Consider the following 17,438-nt stretch of genomic DNA (forward strand, 5'->3'; position numbering starts at 1 on the left):
GCGGTGATTCGTTTCCGCGCGGCTCCTCCCCGAACCGGGCATGCCAGTTTCCCGGCACCCGGCTCTCCAGCTGATCTCACGAGTCCGACGAGCCTCCGTGGATCGCGGCGTGGCAGTGGGCGCAGACGATGATGGTTTTCCGCCGGTACTGCCGCATGTCCGCAACCCATTTCGGTGGATTCGTCGTGCTGTATCGTTCGAGATCGCTCATGCGGCGGACGTGATGGACGGTGATCGTCCGGTCCGAGCCGCAAAGTTCGCATATTCCGGTTTTGAGGCGCTTGACCAGCAGGCGTTTCTGCCGTGCGGGCCATCGTCCGTCGATGATCGTTGTGTGTCGCTGGCGGACCAGTGGGATACCGCCGAATCGTGCAGTGGCGACACTGCCGCTCGGCGTGGTGTGGGAGGCTTCGAAGCAGCGTCGAGTCCCATATGGGGTCTCAATCGTGCTTTTGAACCGATCCCTCAATCGCCATGGCGGTCTCCTGTGTTTCGCCGCGAGCGTCGAGAGCATCGATCGTTCCATGGCGAAGCGGAGTTTGTTCAACCAGTTGAGGTTCCCCGCCATCTGGTAGTACTGGACGTAGCCGCGATATTCCGCGCCGTAGACGGCGATGATGGAATAGTCGCTGAGGTTCTTCAAGTCGCCTCGGATGGCCGCTCTGCCATCGTCGTGTTGGTAGAGGTGGCATTTGGAGTTGACGACCTCGGGCGGCACTTCTAGCGCGACTGACCCGTTGACTTTACGGTGTCCTCGTGTCAGTTTCGTGTCGTTGTGCAGGGTCCCGATGTCGTAGCCGAGAAACCGTGCCCGTTTGGTGCGGGCGTGGGTGATCAAGGTCTTCTCGATCGAGAGTTCCAACTTGAGTGTCTCGTGCAGGAACTTTGCGATCTCTTCCTTGATCTGTTCGGCTTCGGCTCTGGTTCCGACGAATCCCAGAAGGTGGTCGTCGGCGTAGCGGGTGTAGCGCAGCCGGCGGTATCCGGGATCACGAGGGTCACTGGCAGGGATCGACCTCTGGCGTCGGCGCAAGGGCGCGACCCGTTCAGGGTCGCCCTTGCGACTCCAGTAGCCGATGTTAGCGGTGACGTTCTTGTACTCCCGGTTGTTCCGACGGATGCGGCCCTTGGTCCAGGCCGGAATCAGCTCCTCCTCAACGAACTTGTCGAACCGGTCGAGATAGATGTTGGACAGGATCGGAGAGACGACGCCTCCCTGCGGCGCGCCCGAACGAGTGGCGTGCCAGATCCAATCTTCCAAATACCCGGCTCTCAGCATGCGGGCGATCAAGCCCAGGAACCTTTCGTCATGGATCCACTCAGCCAGAATATTGAGTATGACCTCGTGGTCGAGACTGCCAAAGCAGTCAGCGATGTCGCCTTCGATGAGCCAGGTGGTCCCGGTCCATGTTGAGGCGATCTCGTTCAACGCCGTATGGCAGCCCCTGCCGGGGCGAAACCCGTGCGATCGGTCGGAGAACTGCGGTTCGTAGTAGGCCTCCAATAGTAGGCGGATGACCTCTCCGACCAGCTTGTCCGACCAGGCGGGCAGGCCCAAGGGCCTCTTCGCTCCGTTTTTCTTGGGAATATAGACCCTCCGTGCTGGAGTGAACCGGTAGCGCTCGGCCCGCAGATCGTCGATGATCTCGCGGATGCGTTCCAGGCTCATCCCGTCAGGGGTCTCCCCGTCGGCTCCGGGCGTCATCGCGCCGTCATTGGCGTAGATGCGTCCGTAAGCGACCAAGTACAGCTGTTCGTTGAACAGCTGTCGATACAGCAACGCCGCGTCTTTAAGGACGGCCGGTTCGTTAAGATGGGTTGTGGCTGTTACTGATCGGATTTCCATCGGCGGGCTTGTGAACATGTTTCCGCAGGCCATGGTTGAGGAGGCGGTGGACGAGTGCGGAGTGCGCGAGGAACGCGACCGGACCCTCCCGGCGGCGTTGACGACCTACCTGGGTCTGGGATTGTGGCTGTGGCCCGGCCAGGGAGCGGTGAAAGTCCTGCGGAACATGACCGACGCCCTGACCTGGGCGGCTCTCGACACTGGAGCCGAGAGCCCGGCGGTGGTGAACTCCTCCTCGATCACCAAGGCCCGCAAACGCCTGGGCTACGAAGTCTACGAGTCCCTGTTCGCGCAGACGATCGCGGCCCGAGACACGTTCGAGGACGAACGGTGGCACGGCCTGACGGCTGTGGGGGTCGACGGCATGTGCGTCGACGTCCCCGATACCGAGGCCAATCGCGAAGCCTTCGGTTCCCACCCCGAGGCGGCGTTTCCGCAAATGCAGATTGTCGCCGCCTGCGAGATCGCCTCCCGCCTGCTGACCGGAGCGGCAATCGGGGCCTACGCGACCGGGGAGAAGACGTTGACGGTCGATCTGGCTGCGCAATTGGTGTTCCAAGAAGGTCATGTCTACGTGTTCGACCGGGGATTTTGTGGCTACGACCTGTTCGGACGTCTCAGAGCGACCGGGGCACACGTGGTCATGAGGGCCGGCTCGCAGTTCCCGCTGACGCAGGCGAAGGTCCTGCCTGACGGGACGTACCTTGCCGAACTGCACAAGGCCGGGCGTGAGGCGATCACGGTGCGGGTGATCGAGTACTCGGTGACCACCACCGACCACGCCACCGGTGAGGTTACCGAAGGAGAGACCGTTCGCCTGATCACCGACCTGCTCGACGTGGAGGCCTACCCGGCGGAGGACTTCCCCGACCTCTACCGGTCCCGGTGGGTGTCCGAGGAAATTTTCGACGCGGTCAAGACCGATATGCGAGGCGGGACCGACGCCGTGCTCCGGTCGAGGTCGCCGGAACTGGCCCGCGGCGAGGCGTGGGCGCTGTTGTGCGTTTACCAGGCGATCGGGGACCTCGTCGTGCAGGTCGGCGACACGGCTGGCGAAAGCCCGGATCGGATCTCGTTCTCCGACACCCTGCGGTTCTTCCGTTCCACCATCACCTCGGTCGCCGAGGCTTTTTCCCCCTCGACAGTGGAAATCCGTCATCGACAGGGCCGTAGTGGAACTAACTAGGTTTCTGGTCAAGTCCCGGCCAGGGCGCCAGGCGCCCCGAGCGCGCCGCCGAGCCAACCACCGCTTCCGCGCCCGCCGAACCGACGAACCCGCCACCACCCGCGCCGATCACGACATCCACCTCAGCAATACTACCGCCCTACCTGCAAACATGAACTAAAGACGTGGCGTTGGCCCATGGTCACGCCATGAAGAACGATCTGACTACCGCTGCCGGTCTTATGACCGAAGCGGAGTATTCGCGTGATTCCAGTGAGGGCCTGGAGCCTCCTTCAACCGCATACTGGGAGGGCCTTTCATCCTGCTTGGACCGCCTTGCGCTGCAACCACATTAGGTTCCCACGCCATGAAACCTTGTCTGTCCGCTCTGGAGACAGCAGTGAAGCCCCTGGTAGAACGGTAGTTGCTTAATCCAACCGAACGCCAGAGGCTTCACATGCTTTTCTACCAGGCTGTCCTGCCCTTGTCCAACCGCACCCTCTCCCACGTCGCTCGGATCATCCGCTCTCACCACCGCCAGAATGGAACCCGCTGGCGGCTCCTCGAACCTGGCCAGCAAGCCCTGATGACCCTCGTCTACCTGCACAAAGGCGAAACATTCGACAACCTCGCTGCTTCCTGGACTGTCTCCCGCGCCACCGCCTGGCGCCGCGTCCGAGAGACCGTCACCCCCCCTGGCCGAGCACGCCCCCGACCTCCGGCAAGCACTACGCCGAGCGGCAAGAGCCGGCGTCCGGTCGGTCATCATCGACGGCACAGTCATCCCCACCTGGCGCATCCTGACCAGACGGGGATATTGGTCAGGCAAGCACAAGCACTTCGGCATGAACGCGCAGGCCGTCATGGACTTGGAGGGCAACCTCCTCTGGATCTCCGACGCCCTCGGCGCCAGTACCCACGACATCACCGCCGCCCGACGATGGGGCATCGTCCCAGCACTGCGCAGGACCGGCCTCTTCGGATTGGCCGACAAGGGCTATCAGGGCCTCGCACCTGAACGGGTGGGAACCCCGTACAAAGGCCGGGACCTACCAGCGTGGAAGCGAGCGTACAACCGGGAACATTCGTCATGGAGAGCCCTGGGAGAGCGGGCATTCGCCGAGCTCAAACGATGGGCCATTCTTCGGCGACTGCGAGGAAACCCGGACTACGCCACCGACCTGGTCCACGCCGTTGCTGAACTCAACCGGATCGAACGGTCTTCAGGATGAAAGGGCCTCTGGCTCACGTCCGTTTTCTGCAATGTGAACATCGGCCTTGCTCTGCTCGGGCTGGGTGAGAAGGAGGATGCGGCCGATAGAATTCGCGCTGGACTCGAAGGCCTTCCCTCGGAACAGCGGTCGGCGGAATGGGCTTCCGAGTACTGGGCCGCGCTGCGCAAGGCAGAGGCCGGCTGACGGGTTGGCCTGTTCCGTTCGCGTCCAAGTTCGAGGACGACGAGGGTCCGCAGTGGTCCGGCCTCTCCTTGTCCTGGCACACTGTCGTGACTGCTCCCCGCGGATTTACCCATGGGAAGGAGTCACCATGCGCGAACGGCAGCTGAAGTGCCAGATGTCCGTCCGTCGTTCTGATCGAGGGTTCGTTGTGGCCGGGAGCGCTCATGCGATCACCGTGCGCCCGCGATGAATCGTCCCCCCGTCGACGCGGTGACCCGGGAAAAGCGAGGAATCCTAGAATGAGACGATGCACGTCCACATGATCGATCGGTTCGCCGTCTCCATCGGAGACAGGACGATCGCATTGCCCGGCGCACAGGCTCCCAAGATCCTCGCCCTGCTGGCGCTCGAGTCGGGACGGTCGGTGCCCCACGACCGCATCCAGTCGATGCTGTGGCCCGAGAAAGCGCCGCCTACAGCCCACCGCCAGATATCGAACCAGCTGTCGGCATTGCGATCGATCCTCCAGTCCGCTGGATTCAACGGATTGAGCACCAGGAACCGCATCTGCGTCCTCACAGATGCCACCACGGATGTGGGGCAGCTGGACTCCGACGTGAACCGGGCGCGGTCCCTGATGAGCCGGCAACGTCACGGAGAAGCGCTGCCACTGCTGGAACAGTGTGCTGCGATGATCCCGGACGAGCCGATGGGCGGCCTGGGAGTCGAACCGTTCACCTCCGAGTCAGTCCGGCTCCTCAACCTGAGAGAAGCCCTACGCGGCGAGATCGCGGAGTGCCTCTTGCGCGAAGGGAGGTACCGGGAGGCCGTCGACGCGGCACAAGGCCTGTACGAGTCGAACGTTCTGTCGGGTACGGCCGTGCGCCTGTACATGCGGGCATTGCGCGGCGACGAGGACCAGCCCCGAGCATTGACGATCTTCGAAGAACATCGGCGGAGGCTCGCGGACGAACTGGGACTCGATCCCGACGAGGAGACGAGAAAGCTCCATACCCGCCTGTTGCGCGAGCGCGCGCCCCGCAATGAGCCGATCGGCCGGGTTCCCCGCGAGCTCCCAGCCGAGCCGCACGTGTTCGTCGGCCGGGACGACGAGGCCGCGACGGTGTCCCGGGCCCTCCGGACGGATGACGGCCGCCCGCGTGTGGCCGCGGTGAGCGGCCCGGGAGGGATTGGGAAATCCGCACTGGCCCTGCACGTGGCCCACTGCGAGGCCGGCGCGTTCCCCGACGGTCAGGTCTACATCGACCTGCAGGGACACTCACCCGGAATGGAGCCCGTGACACCGGCCGAAGCCCTGCGGACCGTACTGCAGTCCTTCGGCGTCGGCACCGCCGCGGGTGAGAGCCTGCGAGGACTCCAATCGCGCTTTCGGACCGAGCTCGCCGACCGGCGTGCGCTGCTGGTGCTGGACAACGCGCGGGACACCGCCCAGGTGCGCAGGCTGATCCCCGGCGCCGGGCGGAGCTCTGCGATCGTCACGGCCAGAAGGCCGCTCGCACTCGAACAGGCGGGCACCAACATCCACCTCGAACCCCTGGGCCACCCTACGGCGAAGGACCTCATGACCGCCTACATGGGGGATCGGAAGGCCAGAGCTCACTCCGCGGGCGTGGAGTCGATGATCAGGGCCTGCGGGGGACTGCCGCTGGCTCTGACGATCGCGGGGTCGAAGTGCCGCCTGTCGAGCGCGACCCGCATCGACGCCTTCGCCAAGCGCCTGGACGACGAGCAGGCCAGACTGGGCGCCCTGTCCTTGGACGACGTCGCCGTCAAAGCCAGCATCCGCGCCAGTTTCGAAGACCTCGCCAGGAGCTTCGGAGACACCTCTGACGTGGTGCGCCTCTTCCACCGGCTGGGACTGTTCCCCGGCCTCACGTTCACGTCGTACACCGCCGGCGCCCTCATCGACGCGGATTCGGCGTTCGCCGCGAACCTGCTCGAAGTGCTGGAGGACTACCAACTGGTCCACATGGTGGGGGAGGACCGCTTTCGCTTCCACGACCTGGTGCGGGAGTACGCCGGAGACGTCGGTCCGAAGGCCGTGGACGAGGCGCGTCGTGACGAAGCGCTGTCCAGGGCTGTCGAGTTCTATGCGGTCGGGGTGGTGGAGGCGGCCGCCACGTTGGTGCCTTCCGAGGCCGAGTATCTCAGGACCAGCGACGCCTACCCCCGCAACAACACCACTCTCCGGTTCGAGGAGCAGGAGGACGCGGCCGACTGGTACCGCAAGGAGTTGGGCAACATCGTGGCGGTGTCGGAGGCTGTGAAAGACCGGGACGCGCTGGCGTTCTCGTGGGCCGTCATCGCCAGGCTCGGAGTCGGCATCGACCCCGGATTCGGGAACTCGCTGCAGTGGATCGACAAACTGGTGGACTTCGCCTTCGACAAGCGCCACCTCCTCTCGGACGAACACAGGCACCTGATCAGGTTCTCCAAACACACGTCCATGGTGTACCGGGGAAAGCCCGAGTCGTGCCTGCCCATTCTCGACGAAGGGCAGGCAGAGGCGGCGGAAAAGGAGCCGGTGGAATGGAGAGTCGCCTATCTCAACTGGAAATCCCACACGCTGCGGTGCATGAACGAGAACGCTGAGGCGTACCGTCTCGCCGCCGACGCCGTGGCAAAGGCGAGGGAACTGGACAACGCCATCCTCGAGTTCTGGGCCCTCGTACGGGGAGCGGAATCCGCCGAGGGGCTGGGACTCGCCGACGAGGCTTGCTCCCTAGCGGAGGAGTCGATCACGGCGGCCCGAAAGTCCGGCAATCCGAGCTACGTGAGCAACGGGCGCTGCACACTGGCGTTCCGTCTGGCGCGGGCCGGCCGGGTCGAGGAGTCCCGGGACATTTTCGACGACCTCCTCTCTCCGACGGACCCGGACGCCGCGATCAAGACCGACCTGAAGGCCATCTACCTCTGGGGTCTGGGGGAGGCGCTCGCCGGACTCGGGCAGAGCCGGGAGGCGAAGGCGAGATTCGACGAGTCCGTGCGCGTCCTCTACAAGGCCGGGATCATCGCCGCCTCCGAACTGGAGGCCGTGAGATCGGATCGGTCTCCCGCGCCGCCCGTCTACCTGGCTCAAGCGATCGGGTGAAGACGCGCCCGCTCCGGGCCGGTCCTGGAGCACCGCTTCACGAGAACTCCCTGGTAAGCGGGGACCGCCGTACGGCGGTCCCCCTCACGCCTGCGAGTCTCGGTCCGCTACTTCACGGCCGACTGGCCGCGCGCCAGCCGAGCGACCGGCACCCGGTAGGGGGAGCAGGACACGTAGTCCAGCCCGGCCTTGTCGAAGAACGCGATCGACTGCGGATCGCCTCCGTGCTCGCCGCAGATGCCCAGGTGCAGATCGGGATTGGCCTCTCGACCCGTCTTCACCGCGGTCTCCACCAGGGCCCCCACGCCCGCCTCGTCGAGGACGGCGAAGGGCGAGTACTCGAAGATCCCCAGGTCGAGGTAGTCGCCGAAGAACGACCCCTCGGCGTCGTCCCGCGAGAAGCCCCACGTCATCTGGGTGAGGTCGTTGGTGCCGAAGGAGAAGAAGTCCGCGAAGCGGGCGACCCGGCCGGCGGTGAGGGCCGCGCGCGGCGTCTCGACCATCGTCCCGATCGGAACGTCCACGTCGAACCCTTCGAGGACCTTCTCGGCGGCGCGGCGGGCGACGTCGAGCTCGCTGGCCTCCGAGACCAGCGGGACCATGATCTCCGGCTTCGGGTCGAGCCCCTTGGCGCGCAGCGCCTCCGCGGCACGCGCGATCGAGCGCACCTGCATGGAGTACAGGCCCTCCAGGATGATGCCCAGGCGCACCCCGCGCAGTCCGAGCATGGGGTTGTGCTCGTGCAGGCGGCGTACCGCCCGCAGCAGGTCCGCGTTCTCCGCCGAGGGGGAGACGGCCTCCTTGACCGACACGTCCACCAGGGACGGCAGGAACTCGTGCAGCGGCGGGTCCAGCAGCCGCACCACGACGGGCAGGCCGTCCATGGCCTCGAAGATCTCGGCGAAGTCGGACTCCTGCAGGCGCCCCAGCTCGTCGAGGATCGGTTCGCGGTCGCTCGGCTCGGCGAGGATCAGCCTCTCGACCATCTCGCGCCGGTCGCCGAGGAACATGTGCTCGGTGCGGCACAGGCCGATGCCCCTGGCCCCGAACCGGCGGGCCCGCCGCGCGTCCGAACCGGTGTCGGCGTTCGCCCACACCTCCATGCGGGCCGACTCGTCGGCATGCCGCACCAGGCGGTCGACGGCCGTGACGAGCGGATCGGAGGAGGCCCCCAGCTTCCCCTCGAAGTACTGCGCGACAGGGGAGTCGGTGACGGGAATGGAACCCGTCCAGATCTCGCCGGTGCCGCCGTCGAGGGAGACGACGTCGCCCTCGTTGACGACCGTGCCGTCGGCGGCGCGGGCGCTGTCCGGACCGATCTCCAGCGAGTCGGCACCGCACACGCACGTCTTGCCGAGGCCTCGAGCGACGACGGCCGCGTGGCTGGTCTTGCCTCCGCGCGCGGTCAGCACCCCCTCGGCCGCGATCATGCCAGGCAGGTCGTCGGGGTTGGTCTCGTCGCGCACGAGCACGACCTTCTCCCCGGACTCGGCGAGCTCGGCGGCGCGGTGCGGATCGAACACGGCCTTGCCGACGGCCGCGCCGGGGGCGGCGGCGACGCCCTTGGCGAGCGGCGCCGGAGCGTTCGAGCGGTCGAAGGCGGGGAACATCAACTGCGTCAACTGCTCACCGCTGACGCGGCCGAGCGCCTCGTCGATCGTGATGAGACCCTCGTCGACCAGGTCGCAGGCGACCCGGAACGCGGCGGCGGGAGTGCGCTTGCCGATGCGCGTCTGCAGCATCCACAGCTTGCCCTCCTCGATGGTGAACTCGATGTCGCACACGTCCCGGTAGTGCTTCTCGAGCAGCTCCATGTAGGACAGCAGCTCCCGGTAGGACTCGGCGTCGTGCCCCTCCAGGGCCGCCAGCGGCTCGGTGTTGCGGATGCCGGCCACGACGTCCTCGCCCTGGGCGTCGGCGAGGTAGTCGCCCCACACGCCCTGCTCCCCTGTGGAGGGGTCGCGCGTGAAGGCCACGCCCGTGCCGGAGTCGGCCGAGCGGTTGCCGAACACCATGGCGACGATGTTGACGGCCGTGCCCAGGTCGTCGGGGATGTTCTCCCTCTTGCGGTAGACGCGGGCGCGCTCGCCGTTCCAGGAGCGGAAGACCGCCTCCGTGGCCTGGCGCAGCTGTTCGTGCGGGTCCTGCGGGAAGGGGGACCCGGTCTCTTCGAGGATGATGTCCTTATAGGTCTCGACCAGTTCGGAGAGTACGGCGGCGGTCAGTTCGCTGTCCGCCGTGACGCCCTGCTTCTTCTTGGCCTCGTCCAGCGCGCGGGAGAAGAGGGAGCCGTCGACGCCCAGCACCGTCTGGCCGAACATGGCCAGCAGGCGGCGGTAGGTGTCGGCGGCGAAGGACTCGTCGCCGTAGACGGCGGCGAACCCCCGGACGGTCTCGTCGTTGAGTCCGACGTTGAGGACGGTGTCCATCATGCCGGGCATCGAGACCTTGGCTCCGGATCGGACGGAGACCAGCAGGGGGTCGGCGGTGTCTCCGAAGCGGCGGCCCATGGCCTTCTCCAGCGCCGCGGTGTGGTCGCGGACTTGGTCGGCGAGCGCGCCGGGCACGGCGCCCTCGGCGAGGTAGTGGCGGCAGGCGTCGGTCGTGATGGTGAATCCGGGAGGTACGGGTAGCCCCAGCCGGGTCATCTCGGCGAGGTTGGCTCCCTTCCCTCCCAGAAGGTCGGTCTGGGTTGCGTCTCCGGACGCGAAGTCGAAAACGTACTGTGTCATGTCATCCTCCGGTCTCAGGGTGCCCCGGGGGCGCCTGGGATCGTGTGTTCATGCGTATTTCTGGGAGGTTAAGCCAATTCCCACCGCCAAGGGAAGGTGTATGTGTCTCACTTTACTACCGGGTGGTAATAAGTGCTCACAAATGCATTCGTACGATCGTCCATGCGCATAGACTTCGCAGCTCGTGCACGGAGTCATGGGATGAATTCCCACAATGTGCACGGGTTCCGTTCAAATCTGTTCCCACATTCGAATTTTATTCGGGGGCTCGGGGTGAATCAGAAAATCGCTCTAATATCACGAGTGCGATTATCCCTCTTATAAACCGGAAGGCAGGGGCCTGCGCAGGGCGGACCGGCCGTCGTTGACTGAGAATCCCTACCGCCCAGGGAAAACCACTACCCACTGTGATGCGGGAGGACCGTTTTCGCAGTTGCGGGCCACTCCTACCATGGCTCCATGATGAACAAAAAAGATCACAAAGGACGAACCGCGGCCGCCGCCGCGGGAGCCCTCTCGCTGGCGCTCCTCGGCGCCTGCACCGCCGCCGGGGACAAGGGCGAAGGCGAGGCCCCGGCCGGCGACAAGCCTTCCGACGCGGCCTCCGAAGCCCCGAAGGACGACGTGCTCAGCCTCGCGGACATCGAGACCGCCTCGGTCGAACAGGACTTCTTCGACGACGCCGTGTGCGAGGAGTTCGACCTGTCGGGCTTCGCGAACATGTCCTCCGGCGAAATGATGCTCTACCAGGAGAAACTAGGCAACAACGAGCCAGGGCACACCGAGCAGACCTGCCTCTGGGTGAACGCCACCTACCCGGAGCTCTCCAAGGACTACGCCTCCGACGAGGCGCGCGCCGCGTTCAACCAACTCACGGTGACCTTCCTGCCCGACCCGGCCCAGGACGTCTACGAGCAGAAACTTCCCGGCCCCGACGACGCCTACTCGAGCGAGGAGCTCGACGCCACCGAACTCGTCTTCCAAGGCGGCGAGCCGGAGGAGACCACCTTCTACTACCGCAACGGCGACGGCCCCGGACTCACCTCCACCACCGTCGTCGGACGGGTCGGAGGGAACGTCTTCGCGGCGACCTGGAGCGCGCACGACATCGACCCCGCCGCGCCGGGCCAGGCCCTGACCGACTTCGGCTGGAACGAGCTGGCGACCGTCCTCGACGGACACACCTCCTAGCGACCCTCCGGCCGCCGGTCAGCGGAAGTTCCGCGAGCGTCCGGTCGGCGTGGTGAGCGTGAGCTTCGCGAGGCGGTCGGCCGTCAGGCTAGTGGAGGAGAGAACGCCCTCCTTGCCGTCGGAGGCGCGCGTGACGAGCCCGCGGATGCGCAGTGCCGCAGCGGAGACGGCCGTCTCCCGGTAGACCTTCCACAGGCCCTCGGAGCAGATGACGTTGGCCAGGCCCGTCTCGTCCTCCAGCCCGACGAAGGTCGTGCCCCCGGCGGTGGCGGGCCTCTGGCGGTGCGTGACCACCCCGGCGATCTCGACGCGGGTCCCGTCCTCGGCGTCCACCAGGTCGGCGATGCGCAGGACCCCTTCGGCGTCGAGGCCGTCGCGCGCGAAGGACATCGGGTGCGCCCGGACCGACAGGCCCAGCCCCGACCAGTCGGCGTGCGCGAGTTCCACGTCGGACATGCCCGGCAGGGTCGGCGCCCGCGAGGCCGGGTCCGTCCCCTCCAGGGCGTCCGGGTCGTGGCGGGCCATGCCCGCCTTCCACATCGCCCGGCGCCGGTCGCCCTCCAGGGAGTCGAGGGCGCCGGCCAGGGCCAGGGCCTCGGCCTGCGCGGACGTCAGCTCGGCACGGCGGGTGAGGTCCCACAGCGACGTGAACGGGCCGCCCTCCCCGCGCGCGGCGGTGATCCTCTCGGCCGTCGCCGTCGACAGCCCCCGCACGGAGTCCAGTCCGAGGCGAAGGTCGGCGTGCGCCAGAACGGGTCCCGACGGCTCGCGGCCGAGCGGCTCGACGTCGGCCTCCGCGCTGGAGGCGTTGACGTCGGCGCTGCGGACGGTGATGCCGTGCCGCCGGGCGTCGGCGACCAGCGAGGCGGGGGAGTAGAAGCCCATGGGCTGGTTGGCCAGCAGGCCCGCGTAGAACGCCGCGGGGTAGCGGCACTTGAGCCACGCCGAGGCGTAGACGAGGAACGCGAACGACGCCGAGTGGCTCTCGGGGAAGCCGAAGTCGGCGAAGGACTTCAGCTGGTGGTAGATCCCGTCGGCCTCCCGGCCCGTGATGCCGTTGCCGGCCATGCCCTCGTACAGGCGCGCCTTGAGCTCCTCCATCCGCTCGGCAGACCTCTTGGCGCCCATGGCGCGGCGCAGCCGGTCGGACTCGGTGGAGGTGAAGCCGGCGGCGTCCATGGCCATCTGCATCAGCTGCTCCTGGAACAGCGGCACGCCCAGCGTCTTCTCCAGCGCCCGGTGCAGTTTCGGGTGGACGTCCTTCCGCCAGTCCTCTCCGGTGCGCCGCCGCCTCAGATAGGGGTGGACCGCGTTGCCCTGCACCGGGCCCGGGCGGATGAGCGCGATCTCGACGACCAGGTCGTCGAAGCAGCGGGGCCGCAGCCGCGGCAGGGTGGACATCTGCGCCCGCGACTCGACCTGGAAGACGCCCACGGTGTCGGCCTCGCACAGCAGATCGTAGACCTCCGGCTCCTCGGGAGGAAGCTTCGCCAGGTCGATCGCGACGCCGTGGCGCAGCGCGACCAGGTCGGTCATCTTGTGCAGCGCCCCGAGCATGCCCAGGCCCAGCAGGTCGAACTTGACCAGGCCCGCGTCGGCGCAGTCCTCCTTGTCCCACTGCAGGACCGTCCGGTCCTCCGCGCGCGCCGGCTCGATGGGGACGACCTCGGACACCGGCGTCGCGCAGATGACCATGCCCCCGGGGTGGATGCCCAGGTGCTGCGGCAGCGTCAGGAGGTCCCCGGCCAGCGAGACGACCTCGGCGGGCACCTCCGGGACCTCCTCGGGGTCGAAGCCGGACCAGCGGTGCAGGCGCTTGGACCACTCCGCGGCCCGGTCGGGGCCGTGCCCGTAGGCCTTCGCCGCGTCGCGCACGGCCGAGCGGGGCCGGTAGGTGATCACGTTGGCGACCTGGGCCGCGCGCAGCCGTCCGTAACGGCGGTAGACGTACTGGATGACCTCCTCCCTGCGCGAGGACTCGATGTCGAGGTCGATGTCCGGCGGGCCCTCCCGCGCAGAGGAGAGGAACCGCTCGAACAGCAGCCCGTAGCGCACCGAGTCGACCTTGGTGATCCCCAGCGCGTAGCAGACCGCCGAACAGGCCGCCGACCCCCGGCCCTGGCAGAGGATGTCGTTCCGGCGGCAGAAGTCGACGATGTCGGCCACGATGAGGAAGTACCCGGCGAAGTTCAGCTCGCGGATGACCCCCAGCTCGTAGTCCAGCTGACTCCACGCCCCCTCCACCTTCTCCTCCCGCGGCGGGCCGTACAGCTCCAGCGCCCCCTCCAGGGTGAGCTCGGCCAGATAGGAGAACTCGTCGTGCCGCTCGGGAGTCTCGAACAGCGGCAGCCTCGGCGTCAGCAGGGTGAAGTCGAAGGCGCAGTCCTCGGCCAGCGCGACCGAGTGCGCCAGGGCCCCGGGATGGTCGCGGAACCTCTCCGCCATCTCCTCGCCCGACCGCAGGAACGCCGCCGCGCTGCCGGCCAGGTAGGGATCGGCCTCCTCCATGGAACGGCCCATGCGCGTGGCGGCGAGGGCCGCGGCGACGTGCGCGCGCTCGGGCGAGGCGAAGTGGACCCCGTTGGTCGCCACGACCGGGACCCCGACCCGCTCGGCGACCTCGGCCAGCGCGCGGACGCGGTCGCTGTCGCCGGGCAGGTCGTGGTGGGTCAGCTCCACCGAGACGCGGTCGTGGCCGAAGAACCCGACCAGCTCGCGCAGGGACGCCTCCGCCTCCCGCGGTCCCCCCTCCGCCAGCGCCCGGTTGACCGGGCCCTTGCGGCAGCCGGTGAGGACCTGCCAGTTCCCGGCCGCCTCCTCCGCCAGCGAGGCCAGGTCGTAGCGGGGGAGGTCCTTCTCCTCCCCGGCGAGCTTGGCCGCGGTGATCGACCGCGACAGCGCCCGGTACCCGGCGGGATTGCGCGCCAGGACGACCAGGTGCGTCGACTTGGGGTCCGGACGGCCGCGCCGCGGACGGGCCAGGTCGAGGTTGAGCTCCGCGCCGAACACGGTCCGGACCGCCGAGCCCCGCGCCGCCGTGGCGAACTGGCTGAGGCCGTAGAAACCGTCGTGGTCGGTGATCGCCAACGCCTCCAAGCCCAGGCGCTCGGCCTCCGCGACCAGGTCCGCCGGGGAGTCCGCCCCGTCGGCGAAGGAGTAGTGGCTGTGCGCGTGCAGCTCGGCATAGGGCACCGCGCGGGATCCGCCGCCCCGCTCCGCCGCGCCGAGGCCCCCGCCCGCCCGGCCTCCCCGCCGCTCAGTCATACCAGCCCCCCAGCGTCCAACGCCCCGACTCGTGCACCAGCAGCGCGGGCCTCTCCTCCAACACGACCTGGAGGCGCGCGTAGCGGCGCGGGGCCGACCACCACCGCTCGGCGACCGGCCAGGGGCCCGCCCACGAACGCACCCGCAGCCGACGGCCCTCCACGGCGACGAAGGCCGGGTCGGCGTCCAGCAGACCCCGGGCGCCGACCCCGACCGGGGTTCCGCCGGCGTCCAAGAGTTCCACCGCGTGCCCGTCGGGGACGCCGGGAACGAGCCCCTCCATCGCCCCCGGCCACGGCCCCTCGGCCGCCTCGGGGAGATCCTGGTCCCACTGGGCCTCCGGCTCGGGGGCGAGGGCGTCGCGGACCCGGACGGGCGCGCACACCGTCACCGCCTCGGGGCCCAGCAGACTCTGCGTGTGCGCCAGGGCGTTCTCGCCCTTCCGAGCCCCCGACGCGCGGACCTCCCACAACGGGACCTGGTCGTCGACCAGGCCGACGGTGTCGACCGGGACGAGCTCCAGACCCTCCAGCCGGTTCGGCCCCTCCGCGCCCCCGGAACGGGCGCCGTCCACCAGCCACCCCTCGATCTGCCAGCGCAGGCGCCGCACGATCTCCGGCACGGTCGGCTCGTCGATCCGCCACGTGCGCTCGCGGACGGTGCCGACGACGGTGCGGGCCCGGACGGTGATCCGGTGGCAGGAGACGTTGTGCGCGTCGAGGACGGAGGCGAGCTCCTCGGCCATGGACCGGGTCAGGGCCACGGCCTGGTCGAGGCTCTCCAACGGCGGGTCGCACTCCCTCCCGACCGACAGGTCCCGCTCGGGCTCCTCGGGGCGCAGCGGCCGGTCGGCCTCCGCGGCGGCCAGGCGCTGCGCCGCGCGCACGGAGGGGCCGAACCGCTCCAGGACCGCGTCGGCGGGCAGGGCGGTGAACTCGCCCAGGGTGCGGACGCCCAGATGGCGCAGGACGTCGCAGGTGCCCGGATCGACGAGCCCGGTGAGCCCGAGGGCCGAGACGTCGGCGCGGGCGAGGAAGGCGGCGTCGCCGCCGGGCGGGACGAGCATCCCGAACCGGGCGGCGAGCAGGGCGGCGTACAGGCCGTCGGCGATCCCGAGGAGGGCGTCCCAGCCGGTCGCGGCGGTGACATCGTCGATGAGCGCCTCGGCGTAGGGCCGCTCGGAGGCGCGCCGGTCCATCGACAGCGCGAGCACGCCGGGGTGCAGCACCTCTATATAGGGCGCGTGGCGCGAGACGGCCTCGACGACCGGCTCGAAGGCGGACTCGGGCGTGTCCGGCGTCCAGTCGGGGAGGCGGAGGACCGCCGTGCGGCGAACGGAGGCGGACGCGGCGCCCCTCCGCCCGCCGACCGCTCCCCGCTCCGCGGCCCCTTCCGAGGACGCGTCCCCGTCCTCCGCGGAGGGCCTCCCCGCCCCGGCCCCGCCCGAGAGGTCCCTCTTCCCCGAGGGCTTCGCGGCGTCGGCGGAGGCCCTCTCCACGCTCGCGGAGAGGGCCTCCGGAGCGAGCAGCGCGCGCTCCTCCGGCGGGTCGAACAGGGCGTCTCCACGGGACGCGGGATGCCTCACGCCGCCTCCCTCCGCCGCCCGTAGGGCCACAGGGTCCGCTCGACCGTCCGGCCGCCCTTGATCCGCGCGGCGACGGTGAGGCTGCACCCCCGGATCAGCCCCGGTCCGAACCGGCGGCCCCGGTTGCCGTCCTCGGGCAGGCCGAACCACTCCGCCTCCCGGACGCTCCAGGACACCTCGGTCCCCGCCCGGGGCCGGTCGCCCCACAGGACGACCGTGCAGCCCCGGCGGCGCGCACGCCCGGCCAGGCGGCGCAGCGCCGCCGGGGCCAGGGCCCGGGCGGGGAGGACGAGGACGCCGACCCCCTCGGCGAGGGTCCCCGCCGCGTCGGCGAGCAGGGCGGGGTCGGCCTCCACGCGGGCGACCCTGGCGAGGTCGACCCCGGCGGCGGCCGCGGCGTTGGGGTGGAGGCGGGGGAGGGACAGCAGGGCGCACCAGACTCCGCCGGCGGTGGGGCCGGCCAGGAGCCGCCAGAGGAGGGAGGTGGTGCCGGGGCGGGAGGCGTCGAGGGAGAGGAAGCCGGTCAGCGCCCGGTCGGGAAGGAGGGCGGCGATGTCGGGGGTGACCGGTAGGGTGGGGCGCACCGCGGTCCAGGACTGCGGCCGGACGGGGGCGAGGTGCGCGAACCCGGCGTCCTTCGGCTTGGGCGTTGCCGGGGCCGGAGGGGCGTCGAGAGGCGGCCGACCCGCGGCGGCGGCACGGAGCGGGGGCGGGACTTCGCCCGGGGCGGGGGAGGGGAGCATGTCCGCTCCGATCCCCGGGGAACTCGCGGCGGGAGGCTCGACCGTGTCGGCGCGTTTCTGCCCGACGGGAGGGAGACCGTCCGCACCGCGAGCCGTCCATCCGGCGGAAGGATCTTCGGGCGCCGCGGCGTCCGCCCGCCCGCCACCGCGGCGGTTCGGGTCGGCGGCCCGTTCCCCCAGGCGCTCGGTCATACGGGTGCCGATGAGCAGTTCGCGCGCCTGGAGGAGCCCGAAGCGGTCGGCGAGCTCTCGGGAGGAAGGCCGTTTCGCGTCTTCGCGCAGGTCGGGAGAGTGGGGGGAGAGTCCCATGCCTCCTCCTTCCTTTTTCGAACGTGTGTTCTATAAAAACACGGCCCGGCCCCCGGCTCAAGGCGAACTCGAACATTTGTTCTATTGATCTCCG

Annotated in this window: 8 protein-coding genes and 1 pseudogene; 4 read left to right on the plus strand and 5 right to left on the minus strand. The window is 68.9% G+C overall.

Annotated features, from left to right (window positions below; genetic code table 11):
• Positions 1–76 precede the first annotated feature (76 nt).
• Positions 77–1,864, minus strand: a complete 1,788-nt coding sequence (locus ACFTE1_RS07630) for a reverse transcriptase/maturase family protein (protein ID WP_380622364.1) — start codon at positions 1,862–1,864, stop codon at positions 77–79.
• Here ACFTE1_RS07630 and ACFTE1_RS07635 point away from each other — a divergent pair.
• The 3 genes and pseudogenes from ACFTE1_RS07635 (at position 1,863) to ACFTE1_RS07645 (ending at position 7,520) form a co-directional block, all read left to right on the plus strand.
• Positions 1,863–3,032, plus strand: coding sequence for an IS4 family transposase (locus ACFTE1_RS07635; RefSeq protein WP_380762923.1), 1,170 nt, complete (start codon positions 1,863–1,865; stop codon positions 3,030–3,032). The genes ACFTE1_RS07630 and ACFTE1_RS07635 overlap by 2 nt on opposite strands.
• 436 nt (positions 3,033–3,468) lie before the next feature.
• Positions 3,469–4,243, plus strand: a pseudogene (locus ACFTE1_RS07640) (transposase family protein).
• 472 nt (positions 4,244–4,715) lie between these two features.
• The gene (locus tag ACFTE1_RS07645) at positions 4,716–7,520 is read left to right on the plus strand and encodes an AfsR/SARP family transcriptional regulator (protein ID WP_380621881.1); all 2,805 of its coding nucleotides are present in this window, start codon (positions 4,716–4,718) and stop codon (positions 7,518–7,520) included.
• 107 nt (positions 7,521–7,627) lie between these two features.
• Here ACFTE1_RS07645 and ppdK read toward each other — a convergent pair whose 3' ends face one another.
• Positions 7,628–10,252 (minus strand): pyruvate, phosphate dikinase, encoded by a 2,625-nt coding sequence (gene ppdK / locus ACFTE1_RS07650; protein WP_380621879.1) that lies wholly within the window; start codon positions 10,250–10,252, stop codon positions 7,628–7,630.
• Between the two features lie 459 nt (positions 10,253–10,711).
• On the opposite strand from ppdK, the gene ACFTE1_RS07655 reads away from it, so the two are divergent.
• The gene (locus ACFTE1_RS07655) at positions 10,712–11,443 is read left to right on the plus strand and encodes a hypothetical protein (protein WP_380621877.1); all 732 of its coding nucleotides are present in this window, start codon (positions 10,712–10,714) and stop codon (positions 11,441–11,443) included.
• 18 nt (positions 11,444–11,461) lie between these two features.
• Here ACFTE1_RS07655 and ACFTE1_RS07660 read toward each other — a convergent pair whose 3' ends face one another.
• From ACFTE1_RS07660 to ACFTE1_RS07670, 3 genes are read right to left on the minus strand one after another with little or no spacing between them, the layout of a single operon-like run.
• Complete coding sequence (locus ACFTE1_RS07660) at positions 11,462–14,707, minus strand: error-prone DNA polymerase (protein ID WP_380621875.1); 3,246 nt, start codon at positions 14,705–14,707, stop codon at positions 11,462–11,464.
• Positions 14,700–16,292 (minus strand): DNA polymerase Y family protein, encoded by a 1,593-nt coding sequence (locus tag ACFTE1_RS07665; protein WP_380621873.1) that lies wholly within the window; start codon positions 16,290–16,292, stop codon positions 14,700–14,702. Before ACFTE1_RS07665 ends, ACFTE1_RS07660 begins: the two co-directional genes overlap by 8 nt.
• Positions 16,289–17,344 (minus strand): hypothetical protein, encoded by a 1,056-nt coding sequence (locus ACFTE1_RS07670; RefSeq protein ID WP_380621871.1) that lies wholly within the window; start codon positions 17,342–17,344, stop codon positions 16,289–16,291. Before ACFTE1_RS07670 ends, ACFTE1_RS07665 begins: the two co-directional genes overlap by 4 nt.
• Positions 17,345–17,438 lie beyond the last annotated feature (94 nt).

The sequence above is a fragment of the Salininema proteolyticum genome (assembly GCF_042685645.1).
Classification (GTDB): Bacteria; Actinomycetota; Actinomycetes; order Mycobacteriales; family Micromonosporaceae; genus Salininema; species Salininema proteolyticum.